Source organism: Paenibacillus sp. FSL R7-269 (assembly GCF_000517865.1).
GTDB lineage: Bacteria > Bacillota > Bacilli > Paenibacillales > Paenibacillaceae > Paenibacillus_AQ.
This window is the reverse complement of sequence record NZ_ASPS01000063.1, coordinates 17010-34630: the sequence shown is the minus strand read 5'-3', so window position 1 is coordinate 34630 and position 17621 is coordinate 17010. Positions and strand designations below refer to the sequence as shown.

14 protein-coding genes are annotated in these 17621 nt (G+C 51.2%); all 14 read left to right on the top strand.

Going from position 1 to position 17621, the window contains the following annotated elements:
• A partial coding sequence (gene spoIID, locus C162_RS25785; protein WP_036699272.1) for a stage II sporulation protein D occupies nt 1-993 on the top strand: 993 nt, incomplete at its 5' end.
• 61 nt (nt 994-1054) lie between these two features.
• The gene (locus tag C162_RS25780) at nt 1055-1792 is read left to right on the top strand and encodes a M23 family metallopeptidase (protein ID WP_036699267.1); all 738 of its coding nucleotides are present in this window, start codon (nt 1055-1057) and stop codon (nt 1790-1792) included.
• Nucleotides 1793-2045: 253 nt separating this feature from the next.
• Nucleotides 2046-2333, top strand: coding sequence for a sporulation transcriptional regulator SpoIIID (gene spoIIID, locus C162_RS25775; RefSeq protein WP_019915029.1), 288 nt, complete (start codon nt 2046-2048; stop codon nt 2331-2333).
• A 127-nt stretch (nt 2334-2460) separates the two neighbouring features.
• Complete coding sequence (mreB, locus tag C162_RS25770) at nt 2461-3459, top strand: rod shape-determining protein MreB (RefSeq protein ID WP_036699265.1); 999 nt, start codon at nt 2461-2463, stop codon at nt 3457-3459.
• A gap of 48 nt (nt 3460-3507) precedes the next feature.
• On the top strand, nt 3508-4386 hold the full coding sequence (locus C162_RS25765) for a flagellar hook-basal body protein (protein ID WP_036699263.1): 879 nt from the start codon (nt 3508-3510) through the stop codon (nt 4384-4386).
• Nucleotides 4387-4456: 70 nt separating this feature from the next.
• Nucleotides 4457-5278, top strand: a complete 822-nt coding sequence (locus C162_RS25760; RefSeq protein ID WP_036699261.1) for a flagellar hook-basal body protein — start codon at nt 4457-4459, stop codon at nt 5276-5278.
• Between the two features lie 9 nt (nt 5279-5287).
• Nucleotides 5288-5527 carry a DNA-directed RNA polymerase subunit beta gene (locus C162_RS25755; protein WP_036699259.1) on the top strand — a complete coding sequence of 80 codons (240 nt, stop codon included), beginning with the start codon at nt 5288-5290 and terminating at the stop codon, nt 5525-5527.
• A 303-nt stretch (nt 5528-5830) separates the two neighbouring features.
• On the top strand, nt 5831-6253 hold the full coding sequence (gene fabZ / locus C162_RS25750) for a 3-hydroxyacyl-ACP dehydratase FabZ (protein WP_036699258.1): 423 nt from the start codon (nt 5831-5833) through the stop codon (nt 6251-6253).
• A 47-nt stretch (nt 6254-6300) separates the two neighbouring features.
• Nucleotides 6301-8019, top strand: coding sequence for a phospho-sugar mutase (locus C162_RS25745; RefSeq protein WP_036699256.1), 1719 nt, complete (start codon nt 6301-6303; stop codon nt 8017-8019).
• Nucleotides 8020-8161: 142 nt separating this feature from the next.
• Nucleotides 8162-10201 carry a DUF5693 family protein gene (locus tag C162_RS25740; protein WP_036699254.1) on the top strand — a complete coding sequence of 680 codons (2040 nt, stop codon included), beginning with the start codon at nt 8162-8164 and terminating at the stop codon, nt 10199-10201.
• Nucleotides 10174-11340 carry a polysaccharide pyruvyl transferase CsaB gene (csaB, locus tag C162_RS25735; protein ID WP_036699253.1) on the top strand — a complete coding sequence of 389 codons (1167 nt, stop codon included), beginning with the start codon at nt 10174-10176 and terminating at the stop codon, nt 11338-11340. Before C162_RS25740 ends, csaB begins: the two co-directional genes overlap by 28 nt.
• A gap of 7 nt (nt 11341-11347) precedes the next feature.
• On the top strand, nt 11348-12106 hold the full coding sequence (locus C162_RS25730; RefSeq protein WP_036699251.1) for a WecB/TagA/CpsF family glycosyltransferase: 759 nt from the start codon (nt 11348-11350) through the stop codon (nt 12104-12106).
• 113 nt (nt 12107-12219) lie between these two features.
• Nucleotides 12220-13347: a glycosyltransferase family 4 protein gene (locus tag C162_RS25725; protein ID WP_036699250.1), complete on the top strand. Its 1128-nt coding sequence runs from the start codon at nt 12220-12222 to the stop codon at nt 13345-13347.
• A 226-nt stretch (nt 13348-13573) separates the two neighbouring features.
• Nucleotides 13574-17497 (top strand): S-layer homology domain-containing protein, encoded by a 3924-nt coding sequence (locus tag C162_RS25720; protein WP_036699248.1) that lies wholly within the window; start codon nt 13574-13576, stop codon nt 17495-17497.
• The last annotated feature ends 124 nt before the right edge of the window (nt 17498-17621 follow it).

The following is a 17621-nucleotide window of genomic DNA, read 5'->3' as shown; positions in this document are numbered from 1 at the left end:
CAGCCGCCGGCGCCCCCGGCCGTGCCGCAGGCCACGGCCTCTCCGGCGCCGCCGGCACCGGCTGCCGCAGAGGCGCCGCAGCCGGAGGTCTCCGTCTATTTGTCGCGGAGCGGACAAATCGAGACCTTGCCGCTGGAGGAATACGTCAGCGGCGTACTGGCGGCCGAGATGCCGGCCGAATTTGAGCTCGAAGCGCTCAAGGCGCAGGCCGTAGCGGCCCGCACGTTCATTGCCCGCCGTCTGGCCGCCGGCGACCATAGCGGGGTACCCGTTCCCGAAGCAGATGTGAGCGATACGGTAAGCCATCAGGCTTACGTATCGAAGGCCGTGCTGGAACGGGACTGGGCGTCCGGCAGCAAGCGCGCCGGACTGGCGAAGATCCGCCGCGCGGCCCTGGAGACGCGTGGGACGATCATGACCTATCAGGGGCAGCCGATCACGGCTTCCTTCTTCGCCTCCAGCGGAGGGTATACCGAGAACTCCGAGGAGTACTGGAACGCTGCGGTCCCCTACCTGCGCAGTGTAGCCAGCCCGTGGGAGCTGCGGATCACCCCGAACCTGGCGGTAACCTACACCTTCAGTAATTCGGAGCTGCGCAGCAAGCTGGGCCTTGGGACCAAGGACCTTCCGGTGTCTGCCAGTCTGGGAGCTTCGGGCAAGGCAATGCCGGTCTCCTCTCAATCCTCCACCAGCTTGCCAGCGGAGGTACTGTCGCTTACAGCCGGCCACCGGATCAAACAGATCTCTATCGGAGGAAAGGTGTTTACCGGGCGGGAAGTGAGAGAGAAGCTGGGGCTGCGCTCGAGCCAGTTCACTTGGAAGCGCCAAGCGGGGAAGGTACTGATCACCACGTATGGTAACGGGCATGGTGTCGGCATGAGCCAGTGGGGGGCGAACGGAATGGCGAAGCAGGGAAAGACGGCCACACAGATTCTCAAACACTACTACAGCGGGGTCTCTTTTACCGGAATCTCAACTCTCCTGAAAAAATAATCTGCAAGATACGTATAAAAGCGAAGCGCCCGGTAACACTGGTTACTGAGGTGATAACCATATGAATGAACAAGACAAAATCAAATCAACCCATGATGAATCTCTCAAAAACAAGCAGGGAGATTCAGGCGCCAAGCCTTCTTCATGGAGCAGACTGTTATCCAAACGGTGGGTATTCCCAGCAGTCTACACGGCGGCAGCGGCACTTATACTAACCTTGGTGTGGGTCTATCAGGATGCCGGCCAGAAGCCGCTGAATCCTGACAACGCCGCGGTAGTATCCCAAGGTGAGGCCGGCAGCAAGACAGGAGCTGCCAGCGGTGATCCCGAAGCTCTGGAAGTTGTCGCATCCGCCGAAAGTCTGGTCTGGCCGGTAGCCAGCCCGAGTGAAGTGGAAGTGGTCAAACCTTACTACGATGAGAACGGCACGGAAGAGAATCATATTGCGGCGATGGTGCAGTACAACAATACCTTTGTCACCAATACCGGAATTGATATTGCCCGTGAGGACAACAAGACGTTTGATGTGAAGGCGGCGCTCAGCGGTGAAGTTACCAGAGTGGAAGATGTTGCTGTACTGGGCAAGGTAATCGAGATTACCTCTCCCGGCGAGCTGAAGACGGTCTATCAGAGTCTGGGTGAAACCAAAGTGAAGCAGGGCGACGAAGTGAAGCAGGGCGATATGCTGGGGGCAGCGGGGCGCAATGAGATGGAGAAGGGTCTTGGCAACCATGTGCATTTTGAAGTGCATGAGGACGGCAAGATTGTGAATCCTTCGGATCTGCTTCCGCAGCGCTAAGCCGAATGATCAGCAGGGGGCGGAAGCCTCCTGTTTTTTTATGAATTTGTAAGGACGGGCTAACTGGTATTCTTGACCTGAAATGGACAGTCCGGCAGGTTCTATTCTGGAAATGGGGCAGTGAAATGCAGTGAATTGGGTTGTCCGACAAATAAAATGAGCCTTCCTGAGCTTGTCATGTCCTGAAAGCGCGAATATATAGGCCCGCCCCTCATATAATGTACCAAACTATTCACAGTTGGGAGGCGGGAGCGTGCACGATTACATCAAGGAACGTACCATTAAAATCGGACGCTGCATCGTGGAAACCAGGCACACGGTCCGGACCATAGCCAAGGAATTTGGCGTTTCAAAAAGCACGGTGCATAAAGATCTAACCGAACGGCTGCCGGAAATCAATCCGGATCTGGCTGATCAGGTGAAGCACATTCTCGAATATCACAAGTCCATCCGTCATCTTCGGGGGGGAGAAGCCACAAAAATTAAATATAAGAAAACCACAGGTAAGAAGCGTGAGGTTGCCGTAGCCTCAAAGCCATAAGATTTTCGGATTTTCGCGCCATAATTCAGGTTTAGTCCATTGTACTCACCCCCTAAAGTATGGTATTTTTAAATTTGGTACAATCTTCTTTTCTCATTTAAAATAACACTTTGGGGGCTCTTTCATTATGCTTAGCAAGGATATCGGAATCGATCTCGGCACAGCCAACGTGCTCATTCATGTCAAGGGAAGGGGAGTCGTTCTGGATGAACCTTCCGTGGTCACACTTGAAAGTGATACGAAGCGGGTCCTTGCGGTTGGTGAACAGGCACGCCGGATGGTCGGGCGGACACCTGGAAATATAACGACGATTCGTCCGCTCCGTGACGGTGTAATCGCCGACTTTGCCATTACGGAAATGATGCTCAAATACTTTATTGACAGCGTTGGCGGCCGGACCTGGTATTCGCGGCCCCGTATTTTGATTTGTGCTCCCACCAATATTACTTCTGTGGAAACGAAGTCCATCCGTGAGGCGGCAGAGCGCAGCGGGGCCAAAGAGGTTTTCATGGAGGAAGAGCCCAAAGCTGCAGCCATTGGCGCAGGTATGGACATTTATCAGCCTAGCGGAAATATGGTCGTCGATATTGGCGGCGGAACGACGGATGTAGCCGTATTGTCCATGGGCGACGTCGTTACCGCCTCTTCCATCAAAATCGCGGGGGACAAGTTCGACGATGCCATTTTAAGATATATTAAACAGAAATATAAGCTCCTGATCGGTGAACGCACAGCGGAGGATATCAAAGTGACTATCGGCTCGGTACGTCCGGGCGGGATGAAGGCAGAGATGGATATCCGCGGACGTGATATGGTGAGCGGACTTCCCCAGACCCTTACTATTTCATCCGGCGAGGTGAAGGAAGCGCTGTGGGACCCGGTCTCTTCGATTGTGGCTGCGGCCAAGTCAGTGCTGGAGCGTACGCCTCCTGAGCTGTCGGCAGATATCATTGACCGTGGAGTTGTATTGACCGGCGGAGGTGCCCTGCTTAACGGACTGGACGAGCTGCTCTCCGAACAGCTGCATGTTCCGGTCTGGGTGGCTGAGGACCCGATGCACTGCGTAGTCAAGGGTACGGGAATCATGCTGGATCATTTGGACAAGGTGGTTAAGAAAAAGTTCTAGCCTGCCGATAATAAGGAGAACAGCAGATTCAAGGAAGGGACTGACCTCATGCTCAGAGGATTATATACAGCCGCAGCAGGAATGGTAACGCAGCAGCGCAGACATGATACGGCGACGCAGAACTTGGTCAATTTGAATACAACGGGGTACAAGCAGGTCGACAGTGTCAGCCACGCTTTTCCTGAGGTGCTGGTCACCGCGATGAACGGGGGCGCTGCCAAGCCTGTCGGACGGATCAATACCGGTGTTTTTGCCGAGCAGTCTGTCTCCCAATACCTGCAGGGCGACCTCATTGAGACCGGCAAAAGCGTAGATTTTGCGCTGTCTACCGATCTGCAGGTCCCAGACCCGGAGAATCCGGGCGTAAATCTTGCTTTTGACGGCTCGGGTAAATATATCAGTCCGGATGGCGAGGTTACTTACCGGCCGCAGGCGTTCTTTACGGTTCAAGATAATGAAGGCAATAATTTATATACACGTAACGGAAGCTTTACAGTCGCACCTACAGGGGAAGTGCTTAGCTCGGGCGGGTTCAGAGTGCTCGATAATAACGGCAATCCGCTACGATTGACAGGGCCTCAGGATAACCTTAAAGTGGACGGGCAGGGAAATCTGATTAACAATGCTACGGGGCAGCCTTCAGGCACCCGGATCGGAATCAGTGTCATCACAAGACCGCAGGAGCTGGTGCGTGATGGTAATGGTGTCTTCCACGCTGATGATGCCGAGGCTGCAGATATCCGTTTTTCTAATGGAACTGATAATCTGCAGGTCCGTCAGGGCTACCTTGAGAACTCTAATGTGGATGCCACTCAGGTCACTGTGGATATGAACGCCGCTTACCGGGCTTATGAAGCGAATCAGAAAGTGATCCAGTTCTATGACAGCAGCCTGCAGAAGGCCGTGAATGAAGTCGGCAGAGTATAGCGGAGCTGCACGGACCATTGTTCTGACAGTGTAAGCCAGTTTCTTATCAAGCTTGTGGGAGGTTAGACCCGTGAACAACTCGACAATCGGTGCATCTGTCTCTATGGCCAGTCTGCAGCAGCGGCTGGATATTATAGCGGATAACATTGCCAATATGAATACCAATGGTTATAAGAGCAAAGAAGGCTCATTCGAGGATGTGCTTACCCGTGTGCAGCAGCAATCCAAGGATTATGACCAGACTGGCCGCAGCATGCCGCTGGGCTTCAATATCGGCTTCGGCGTGCGTGTGCCTACAGTGTCAAGTAATTGGGAGGAAGGCACGCTCCAGGAGACAGGGAAGCCTACGGACTTGGCGCTTCAAGGCAACGGATTGTTCGGCGTTCAGGTGAATGGTGAAACGGCATATACCCGCCAGGGGAATTTCCACTTCACCCCGGATACCGCTAATAAGGACAAGATGATTCTTGTGGACAATACCGGGAATCCTGTATTGGGGGCTAACGGCACCCCGCTTACCGTAGGGGCTAATGTAAGTGCTGCTATTGATGAGCGCGGGCAGGTGTGGACCAAGACGGATGAGAAACAGCCGCCTGTCTTGGCCGGGTCTCTCATGATTGTAGAGCCGCTCAGCAAGAGTGCTTTGCAGGCAGTGGATGGTAACTTTTATGTATTGGCTGAGGGCGTGACCGCGCAGCAGGCTTTCATGCCAAGAGCAGCGGGCGAAGCGAAGGATGTAGGCGTTCGCTCAGGCTATCTGGAATCCTCTAACGTGGATCTGAGCCGGGAAATGACGGAGATGATGCAGATTCAGCGTACGTATCAGCTTGCTGCCCGGGCGCTGTCCTCCAGTGACCAGATGCTGGGCCTGGCTAATAACATGCGCGCGTGAGGTGAAGGAATGAGTCGTGAGAAGGTTAAGACTGCACAGAAAGCAGAAGAAGAGCAGCAGCAGCCGGTCAAGCGGCGCAGGATTAGGGCCTGGACCATTATCCAGTGGTTCCTGATTCCATTGCTGCTGGTTGCCGCACTTGGAGGCGGGCTGGTCGTAGGGTATGTGATCCTCGGCAAAAAGGAACTAAGTGATGTGCTCCTGTGGAGTACCTGGAAGCATGTATATGATCTGGTGTTCGCACCTTGAAACGCTATGGAATACCGATATCGGAGGCTCCCTTGTTGTGCAGGGGAGTTTTCTTTTTTATACTGAAAAATGTATAATGATGGCGTGCCCTAAGAGCGCCAAAAAGGGCTCTCTCCGCCATGCTGCCGCGTGCGGTGGAGAAAGCCCCTTATCTTAACCTCCACTGCTGCAGGTGGTGAAGGATAATTATAGTTTTTGCCGAAGCTGCCCATATTTATGCAGGGCAGCGGAGAATAAAACAAAAGTGCTGCTGTAGGCGGAGGTTCATAGACGCGGTTACAACCGAAGGGAGCTTTAATAATTATGATGGATACCAATCAAATTCAAGAAATAATCCCCCACCGGCCCCCATTTCTGCTGGTGGACAAAATTACAGAAATAGAAATGGGCAAACGGGCAGTCGGCATCAAAAATGTAACGGTAAATGAGCCATTTTTTGCCGGGCACTTCCCTGGCTTCCCGGTGATGCCGGGTGTGCTGATTACGGAAGCCTTGGCTCAGGTAGGTGCTGTGGCTATCCTTGGAGTAGAAGCTAACCGGGGCAAAATCGGTTTTCTGGCCGGGCTTGACGGCTTCCGCTTCCGTGGACAGGTTGTCCCTGGCGATACCCTTGTACTTGAGGTAGAGATTACCCGGCTTAAAGGCAGCATCGGCAAAGGACAAGCCACTGCCAAGGTGGACGGCAAGACGGTAGCGTCCGGCGAGATTATGTTCGCACTCAGCTAGTTGCTGTTATAAACTTATACATTATAGATGGAGAAGGAGAGATTGACATGACTGGATTAAGCCCGAAGGCGCAGGAGACCCTGGCACGCTGGCTGCAGGACCCTTCTGTCGATGAGAACACCAAAGAAGAGCTGAAGGCTCTCGCCGGTGAACCGAAGGAACTGGAAGAACGATTCTATAGAGATCTTGAATTCGGTACAGGCGGCTTGCGCGGAGTCATCGGAGCAGGCAGTAACCGGATGAACCGTTATACAGTCGGCCGGGCTACTCAGGGCTTCGCTGATTACATTCTGGGACAGCATACGGGAGAAGGCAGACCCTCGGTGGTTATTGCCCACGATTCCCGGCGCTTCTCGCCGGAATTCACGCTGGAGGCTGCGCTTGTACTCGCCGGCAACGGAATTGAGACCCACTTGTTCCCTTCCCTGCGCTCCACGCCGCAGCTGTCCTTTACCGTCCGTCATTTGAAGGCATCTGGAGGCATTGTAATCACTGCCAGCCACAATCCGCCTGAATACAACGGATACAAGGTATACAATGCCCAGGGCGGACAGCTGGTGCCGCATGAAGCAGAGAAGGTTATTGCTAACATTTTGAATGTGGACTCCTTCAATGGGGTAAAACGCATGTCTCAGGAGGCTGCAGAGAGCGCAGGCCTGCTCCATTGGCTGGAGGCCGAAGAGGACGAGGCGTTTACGGATACGGTTGCTGCGGTAAGTGTCAGCGGTGAAGAGATTGCTTCTTCGCTGGGCCGGGATTTCTCCATTGTCTATACGCCGCTGCACGGGACAGGCAATCTTCCGGTCCGCCGTGTACTGGAGAAGATCGGCTTCACTCAGGTGCATGTAGTTCCTGAGCAGGAACAGCCGGATTCCGAATTCTCTACCGTGAAATCTCCGAATCCGGAGGAACGTGAAGCCTTCACCCTGGCGATGAAGCTGGGCGAGGAATTGAATGCGGATCTGCTGATCGGTACAGACCCGGATGCTGACCGTATGGGCGCCGTGGTTCGTGACAACGAAGGCAAATTTGTAGTGCTGTCCGGGAATCAGTCCGGCGCGCTCATGATTCATTATTACCTGAGCCGTTTACAGGAACAAGGGAAGCTGCCGGCTAACGGCGCTGTAGTCAAGACCATTGTAACCAGTGAGATGGGCGCTGCTGTAGCCAGCCATTATGGCGCTACGGTGTTCAACACCCTGACCGGATTCAAATATATCGGGGAGAAGATGAATCAGTTCGAGCAGTCCGGCGAGTATACGTATCTGTTCGGATATGAAGAAAGCTACGGATACCTCGCCGGCAACTATGCCCGTGACAAGGATGCAGTCCTTGCGGCGATGCTGATCGCTGAAGCGGGTGCCTATTACAAGGCCCAGGGCAAGACCCTGTACGATGTGCTGCAAGAGCTGTATGCACAGTTCGGATACTTCCTGGAGAGCCTGGAGTCCCGTACGCTGAAGGGCAAGGATGGAGTGGCCCAGATTCAGGGGATTATGAATGACTGGCGGACCAGCCCGCCGCACGAAATCGCAGGTGCTTCCGTGACGCAGGTGCTGGACTATTCCCTGGGGCTTGACGGTCTGCCTAAAGAGAACGTGCTGAAATATCTGCTGTCGGACGGCTCATGGTTCTGTCTGCGTCCTTCCGGCACGGAACCGAAGATCAAAGTGTATTTTGCCGTGGTAGGTGAATCCCTGGACAACGCTAAGCACAAGGTTGCTGAATTGACCAGTCAGGTTATGGCGCGGGTAGACGGGAAATAATAAGCAATATATAACTTCCCTGCGGAAACGGAGCTGCTCCAGATGGACAGACCTCCGTTTCCGCTTAAATTTGCCGCTGGCAAGAGGGTCGGCAACTGTGACGTACGGCAATCAGCTTTAAAGTGAAAGAGGAGGTACTTTGGTGCAGCAGAAATGGCAACGCTGGAATATAGCATCACGCAAGTGGTTATGGATCATTATGGTGATAGGGCTGATCAGTGCACTTCCGGTCGTATACGACCGTCTACAGACAGAGAAGTCTTCCAAAACGGTTGAGTTTGTCTTTGATTACCGCGATCTCGTGGAGGTTGCGAGCTACCGGGAGAATCCGCAGGATTATATCAACGAGCAGCTGGACCGGCTGAAGGCTGCCGGTGTTCAGAGTATGGCTATCTATGAAAATACATTGGAGGATTTCCGCAAGGCGCGCCGCCTGATGATTTGGGGAGCGTCTGATATCGCCAATCTTACCGATACTGTGATTCCGGAGAATGAGAACTATACATATGTCCTCTTTACCAGTGCGAAGAACAGTGAAATGCTCTCACCGGTTATCCGCGATGCCTTCAGTAGTCTGGACATCCGGACGGAAGAGTGGAACTACCGCGGACAGCAGGGGCTGATCATCGAGACTCCGCTGGAGAATGCAACGCTCAAGCCGCTGCAGCCGGACCCGATTACGCTGGAAATGCTGCACGGGAAGGGCTTCAGCATTGTGCCCCGGCTTGTAGACTCTCTGGCGTACAATCAGGATGCTGTGAAGAAGCTGCTGGACCGTTACGCCGAGCTTGGCGTCAAACGGATTCTTTTTGAAGGCGAGTCGGTTAAGGGTTACTCCGATGATGCGGATACGGCCAGTCTGACAGCCTTCGCTAATCTCCTGAAGCAACACGGGATGGGGATTGCAGCTATCGAGAATATTAAAGTTCAACAGAAGGGCTTCTCCAAGCTGGCCTATATGCTGGACTACAACGTGACTCGCCTGTATTCACTCAGTGAGGCGGATTCCAGCCTGAAGACTGAAGTGATTGCAGACCGGTTCGCACTGGGTACGAAAGACCGCAATATCCGCATGATCTATCTGAACACGATCCCCTCTAGAGACACCAAGAAGGCTGCCATTACAGATACGCTGGATAATCTGATCGAGAGTCTCAGCGGACCTGAGGGTGCGGTGGCCAAGATTGAGTCTAATGGCTTCAAGCTTGGACAAGCTACAGCGTTTGATGTGGCCGACTCCTCCTTCCAGCGTTATTTCAAGCTGATTGCAGTGATCGGAGCCGTGGCTATGGTTGCCCTGCTGTTCTCCTACTTCATTCCTTGGCTTACTCTGCCTGTATGGGTGCTTGGACTGGTTGGAAGTGCAGGACTGCTGATTCTGAAGCCGACATTATTTGAACAGGCGCTGGCGCTTGCCGTAGCAATAAGTGCGCCTACCCTGGCTATAGTGCTGGCTATCCGCAAAATTAATGAGATGGGCCCGCCTTTACGCGCCAATCCGTTAACCTTTGCCGTAATGAGCCCTCGCCGCCGTCTGACACATAGTCTCGTTCTGTATGTCAAAACTGCGTTAATCACATTCAGTGCGGTGCCTTTCGTCATTGCTCTGCTGAATAATATTACCTACGCCCTGGTGCTGGATCAGTTCCGCGGTGTAAGTCTGCTGCACTTGGCCCCGATCGGGCTTACTGCACTGTATGTCCTTCTGTACCGTGGCGAATTTGCCTTTAACAAGACCGGTAAGCTGCTGCGGACGCCGATTACACTCGCTATGGTCATTGCGGCCGGAGTAATCGGTATCGTGGGGATGTATTATTTGAGCCGGACCGGGAATGCCGGAAGTGTAAGTGCACCGGAGAAAATCCTTCGTGTCTTCCTGGAGAATACTGTCGGGGTCAGACCCCGTAACAAGGAATTCCTGCTGGCACATCCACTCTTTATCCTCGGCGCATTCTTGGCCTATAAATACCGGAGTGCAGCCTTCATCATGATTATTGCAGTCATTGGCCAGTTGTCTATGGTGGATACCTTTGCCCATATTCATTCGCCTGTGTTGATCTCGCTGGTTCGCGGACTTCTGGGTCTGGGACTGGGCCTGATCATTGGTATTATCGCTGTAGGGATATGGCATATTGTGGAAGGATGTTGGAAACGATGGTCACCTCTGCTCAAAAAATTGTAATCTCCGGCTTTTACGGCTTCCACAACAGTGGAGACGAAGCCGTTCTGCAGTCGATTCTGAATGCTCTGCGCAAGCATTCCCAGGCCGCCGGAGTAACGCTTGTGCCTGTGGTCTTATCCATTGATCCGGAGTGGACGGCTGCCACGTACGGGGTGGAATCCGTACACCGGATGAAACTGGGAGAGGTGCGGAGAGCTATATCAGACAGTGCGGGTCTGATCAGCGGCGGCGGCAGCCTGCTTCAGGATGTGACAAGCAGCAGGACCATCCCGTATTACCTGGGCATCATCAAGCTGGCCCAGTGGATGGGGAAGCCGACATTTATCTATTCCCAGGGAATCGGCCCGGTGAACCGCAAGCTGTTTCATCCGCTGATCAAATCGATTTTCCGGAAATGTGCTTATATCTCCGTGCGGGATGAACAGTCCCGCCTGCTGCTTCAGTCTATGGGGCTTAGCATTGATGATATAGACGTTGTACCCGACCCGGTCATGGGGCTGGAGTTGCCTAAGGATATGCAGTCAGAACAACATGCAGAAGCAGATCCTGTAGCTGGAACACTCAACTCCGGCCTGCAAGGTTCGCCCGCTACTATAGGTGTCTCCGTGCGCTTCTGGGAGGAGTCCCGCCAAGAACTTGATACCTTGGCTGAGGGTTTAGTGAAGGCTTCTGCGGTCCAGCCGCTCCATGTACACTTTCTGCCCTTCCATCATCCTGCGGACAATGAGGCTTCCCGCTATGTAATGCAGAAGATAGGCCGGGCTATAGAAGATAATGGGGGATCAGTAACGATCCGTGAGGATGTGCTTCATCCGCTGAAGATGCTGTGGGAGGTAAGCCAGTGCCAAACGCTTATAGGTATGCGGCTGCACAGCCTTATCTATGCTGCGGGACAGCGTGTTCCGATGATGGGCGTCTCTTATGATCCGAAGATTGATCATTTTCTTGAGCGGGTGGATTGTCAGCCGGTGGGTAAGACAGATACACTGGAGGCAGACAAGGTGGCTGCCGTTCTTCTGGAGCTGCTGAGCTCAAGGGAGCGCTGGAAGCAGGAGCGGGAGCCGCTGATTGCCGCGCTGACCCAAGAGGCTGAGGCGCCTGCCCGGCGAATTGCCCAATATTTCGGCCGTAAAGGATGAGTGACAAGTGAAAGCAGATAGCGCATTACCGACAGTACCCATTTTTGGCATACGAGTATCCAAGGCGGATATGAAGACCACGGTTTCCTATTTGACGGAGGCGGTTCATAAGCGTGAGCCGCATCAGGTAATTACTGCTAATCCGATCATGGTTATGGCGGCGCTGGAGAATCCGTCTTATATGGAGATTATGAAATCAGCAGAGCTGGTTGTCCCCGACGGGACTGGAGTGGTATGGGCAGCGGAATATTGCCATGAGCCTGTAGCTGAGCGTGTAGCCGGTTTTGATCTTTTACATGAATTATTGCACCAAGGCGAAAGCTATAACTGGAGAGTATATTTGCTCGGTTCAACTCCTGAGGTGATTCGCGAGACGGCTTCCCGGTTACAAACAAGATATCCCGGTATTGTCATCGCAGGATATCATGACGGGTATTTTGGTCCGGCAGAGGACGAACAGATTGTGGGCGGCATCCTTGAAGCGAAGCCTGACTTGCTCTTTGTTGCCAGAGGGGCGGACAGTCAGGAACCATGGATTGCCCAGTACAAATCCCGGCTGCAGATTCCGGTGATGATGGGTGTTGGCGGGAGCTTTGATGTGATCTCAGGCAAGAGCCGCCGTGCTCCTGTTGCCTTCCAGAAATTAAGGGCAGAATGGTTATACCGGCTGCTTAAGGAACCTACGCGTTACAAAAGAATGCTTGCGCTGCCGAAATTCGCAGTAAAAGTGGTACGAGAGAAAGATAAAGTAACAAAAGACCAGTAAAATGAGGAAATTTACTGAAAAAATCCGTGGTATCGCCTAAAAACAGTATTGGAATTTGCTTTTGGTTCAGCGTATAATTCAATGCGGTAGAGAAATGGAGGTCGACTTTTCAAATGTTAATCATATACATCGCCGGATTCATTGTGTGCATGGGGCTTGCACTGCTTTTGACGCCGTTCGTGAAGAAATTCGCTATTAAGATCGGTGCGACAGATGTGCCAAATGCCCGGAAAGTGCATACGAAGATCATGCCCCGCCTCGGCGGACTCGGCATATTTCTGGCGTTTGTGTTAGGCCTGCTTGCCGTATTGCCGTTTATTCCGTATGACTTCACTCCCCGGGAGACTAATTTCATTAAGGCGCTGCTATGCGGCGGCGGTCTGATTGTGTTGATCGGCGGTCTGGATGACCGTTTTGAGCTTTCAGCCAAAGTGAAGCTGCTGGGCCAAATTGCCGCTGCCTGTATCGTAGTTTTCGGGTTTGGCATCACGGTTGATTTCGTAAATATTCCTTTTCATAATAGCTATTCTTCCCTAGAGAGCTGGATTGCCATCCCTCTGACGATCTTCTGGATTGTCGGTGTCACGAACGCTGTGAATCTGATCGACGGGCTGGACGGGCTTGCAGCAGGCGTATCTGGTATCGCAATTGCTACGATTGCCGTCATGGCCTTCCTGATGGGTAACACCATGGTTGCATTGCTCTGTCTGCTGCTTCTAGGCAGCATTCTGGGATTCCTGTTCTTCAATTTCCATCCTGCCAAAATCTTCATGGGCGATACGGGCTCGCTGTTCCTGGGCTTCTGCCTGGCGCTGCTCGCACTGCTCGGCTTCAAACAGATTGCGGTGGTTTCATTCATTACACCACTCCTTATCATCGGAGTTCCGTTATCGGATACGTTCTTCGCCATCGTCCGGCGCAAGCTGCAGAAGAAGCCGATCTTCGCTCCGGACAAGGGCCATCTCCATCACTGTCTGCGTGAGCTTGGCTTCAGCCATCGCCAGACAGTACTGATCATCTACGGCATTGCCGCATTCTTCGGCATCCTGGCAGTCATCCAGACCTCTGCTTCGCTCTACGAAGCCAACTGGGTTACTTTCGTAGTCATCTGCGTCATGCTCTTCTTCCTGCAGATCGGCGCAGAGATTACCGGCGTCATCAGCAAGACCAAGCGTCCGGTGATTGACTTGTTCTTGAGAATGCGGATGAAGGTTGGGCAGGAGCGGGGAAGCAAGCTATAAATTCTTCGGCATCCTGACGTAACTTCAATTAGTTTCATTAAATACTAGTGCGTATCCTTTCATAAGGGTACGCTTTTTTTGTTTTATTCTCATAGCCGGGCAAGCTGGGGCCTTTGCTATTGCAGATCTGGATGCCGCTTACAGAAAAGTTGGGCGTAGTCCTTCAAATTATGGGCTGCTGGACCGATAAAATAATTATCATCAACAAAAGGGAGAGGTTAATGACATGCAGCGCATGAGAAAAACATTTATCTGGACACTTCTGTTCGCTTTATTGGTATCCTTAGTCCCACCAGGACTTATGAATATTGCGGCGGCTGCAGATAAGCCGACCAGTTATTTTACACCGGATAATCAAAAGCTGCGGAATACGGTTGATCTGACCCTGCTGCCGCCAGCTTCATCATCGTCATCTGCGCAAATTGCCAGAGACAATGTATTGCAGGTGACAGATGCGAGTCTCACAGTAACAGGAACCTTCACCAAGGTAACCAGTTCTACACTTGGAGCCAATGTACAGTTATTGACGTGGGATCAGAAGAACGGCAAGTGGCTGGAAGATCCTACACATGTTACGCCTGGAGTTGTTCAGCTGGATGTTGATAGTCCTGACAACCGCTTCAGTGCCAATTTGACCTTGTATCCTGGTATGAACCGGATTACATTGACCGGATCACAGGGCAGTAATGACCGCTCCGAAGCATTTTACGTTCTATTTGATCAGGTACCCTATGTAGAGAAGCTTCAGGTTCTAGGGGGATCTGAGAAGCTGAATCTGAATGAAGGCGCACAACTGGTCGTAGCCAACAAGGAAATCACACTTGAAGGCAAGGCCCAGAATGTTACCAAGGTTACAGTTGCTCTTAATGAGGGTACGGCTTCAAGCACATCATTATTGCAGGACGGCACCTTCTTTTCCCAGCGTATGGAGCTTAAGCCTGGGGTAAATAGCCTTAAGCTGGTTGTCCAGAATGGTTCTGACACACTCAGCTTTCAATATTCAATTTTCTACTATGATGAGAAGAACCCCATAGTCGCCATGTATTTAGGAGATTCAAAGGGCCAGGGTCAGGATTTCTTATACGGAGACCAGCCAGTGATGACAGAAGACAGCGACACCGCCAATCTGTTTGTCCAGATGATGGTTCCTGATAATGCAGGAGTACCTTTTAGCGGATCGGCAGTTGTGAAGCTGGATAGTGTAGTCCCCGCTATTAAATATGGGGAAGGGTTAACACTTGGAAGCAGTGGTGCTGTAGCGTTAAAAGACGGCAATGAAATTTTGGTGCCATCTCCAGTTAAGGATGCGCCAGCTTACCGGCTGGTAACTTTCCAGGTCCCTCTGACTCTAAACAAGGATAATGCAACACCCGCTAACCGCTTAGAAAAGCAGACGCACAATCTTTCAGTAGCCTATGGAACCAAGACCGTTAACCGGTCCATTGATTTTCAGTATATGAAGAATAATATTGTAATTACAGATATGAAGTATTTGCCGGGATATAACGAAACAACAGGGACAGTACCTGCCGGAGTAACGCTGAATGGGGCTAAGGTGGATTCTGGAGAATTCTATATCTTGGTCAAAACCAATACGGCTGTGACAACCACTCCTGTGAAGCTGCTGGCAAACTATTTGCCTTTGTCCACCAGAGTTTTAGCGCCGCAATGGATTAAGGCGGTATCGCCAACAGAACATATCTTCAAAATTACGGATTTCCAGAATGGGAATCAGACTGTCCGATTCAAGATTGATGGCTCGTCATCAAACAAGGATGTGAATATTTCATTTGCTTCCAAGAGCTACATTTATGTATCCAACCTTACGGATGGCCAGACTTATGTAATAAACTCCAAAGAAAGTACAGTATTGAACGTAAAGGGACAATATATTGATTTTAATCTGGGCAGCAGCTACTTCCTCGCTGAAATGTATGTGAATGGAACGAAGGTGAAGCCCACGGGAACTGAGAAATGGCCTAACCCAAGTGATGGTACTTTTTCGGTGGATTTAACAATTAATGCAACTTCAGGACCCATTGTATTCGGGGAGAACAAAATTGTTCTTACAGGAACAGGGGTAGATGAAAAAGGACAGGTTCGTGAGGTTCGCAAGGAACTGCGCGTCTATATTCTTGATGAGAACGTATCAACCATCAGCAAGTTCCAGCCAGCCTTAGGCACAGGGAGACCTACATTCCCGGACACTAATTTTGGACCAACGGATGTACTGCTCACGAAATTGTTTAATTTGACACCTGATTTTATTTATAATGAAACAAAGTATACAACCAGTCTAAAAACCTACGATTTGGTGCTGCGGGGCAGCGGGGCTGTGAAGCTGAACCTGAACCTGGGTACCAAAAATATTTTGTCGCTTGATATTCCGGCAAATGCCAGTACTTCAAATACAGCAAGCCCGGTGTTTGCTGATCAACGTTACACTACCAGCTTTGCCGGCAGTCAGAAGGACTTCGTAATGCGGATTCAGGATCTTACTAATGATACACCGGGAACTTACATCTATACGCTTGAACTGATTAACAGCACTGGTGCCAAGACCAGCCAGAAGCTGGAGCTGATCCGGGAGGTCAGTGCTTACCGCATTCTGTCTCCTCAACCCTCTGTAGGGACTCAGTATGTTGTGAATAAGAACTTTGTTCATTTTGATATTGAGGCTGAGGGTGCTACTAATGTAGTTATTGACAAAGAGCAGGCCGTTAAGCGGACGGATCTGGGACCGGGCAGATTCGTTCTGGATTACGTAGGCTTGAAGCCGGATAAGGCAAACAGTATCAAAATTCAAGTTGTCAGAGGAAGCAGTACAAGTACAGATACTATCTCGATATTCTATACGGGTACCGTGGCTGTTGATTCGCAGTATATGGCTCCTAAGGTAGCGGACAAATACAGTGTATTTAATAAGAAGCTGGAACTGAGCTTCCCGAAAGGGACTGTAATGCAAAGTACAGATACACGCAACCTGAAGAAGTTCTATCCGGATACCAAACTTCGCTTCGGTATTGCTGAACCGACAACAGGTGTGGTAGAACGCCGTAACGATTATGGCAATGTCATCGGCTTCCCGGTAACCTTTGAAGAGAGCGGAATTCCTAACTGGACCATTCCCGATGAGTTCTCACTTCGTTTCAGTTCTCCATATGAGAGCAGCAACTTCGTAACAATATCTGATGTGTACTGGATTAGCGGAGGCCTGGGAGAACTGGGTACGGTATCGACCGGAGGCTACATTCCTGCCACGAATGGCTTGGCTCCGTATTCTGTAGATGGTTTGTTCGGTGATCCGCAGACTCCGGCAGAACGCAAGATCACTCCATCCAAGCGTGGGAAACTAACGCTGGCCTTTGACTCCAATGTCGTTGATGACGCGGGGACTGTTGTAACTGTATTCCAATATAATTCCAACCGTGAATGGGTGAATATTGGCGGTACTGTGGATACCAACAAGCATACAATCAGTGTTCCGTTTGATGAGTTTGGTTATTACAAGGTTATGAAGATGAGCCGCGGTTATAACGACATTACGAATCATCAATGGGCCCGTAACATTCTCAATGCCCTGTATTCCAAAGGGATCATGAATAATCTTCGCTTTGAACAGTTTGGCACAGACGATCAGACTACAAGAGGAGAGTTCGCAACCCTGCTGGTAAAAGGCTTGAATCTGCCGCTTAACTACGATGGCAATAAGACTTACGCTGATTTGGTTCCAGGGGCCGGTTCAGTGACCTGGGATTATGAACATATTGAAACAGCCTCGAGAGCCGGAATTGTTACTGGACTTACCGATGGGGTATTCGGGCCAGATCAACCGATTACGCGCGAGCAAGCGGCAGTGATGATTGCCAGAGCACTCAAGCTGAAGCTGCCGGTTAATGATCAGAAATTAAAGGATGCAGTAGCCAAGTCATTCCTGGATTCCGGTAAAATAGAGTCCTATGCATTAGCCGCAGTTCAGGCCGTGTCAAAGGCGAAAATTATGAACGGGGCTGAAGTGACCACTACGGGCCAAAAGAAGGCTTCGTACAACTTTAATCCCAAAGCCAATATGACAAGAGCTGAGGCTGGTAAAATTGCTGTGGAGCTTTTGAAGAAAAGCACTACAATTTTCCCTAAAACCCTGAGTTAGGGATTGACAGTTCTATAGTAAAAACCTTATTCAGGTTAAATTACCATTCGGACATCTTTGTAATCTGCTCCCATTTGCGTTACAATGTCAAAGAAACCATTTTTACGTGAAAGGTGAAAGCTAT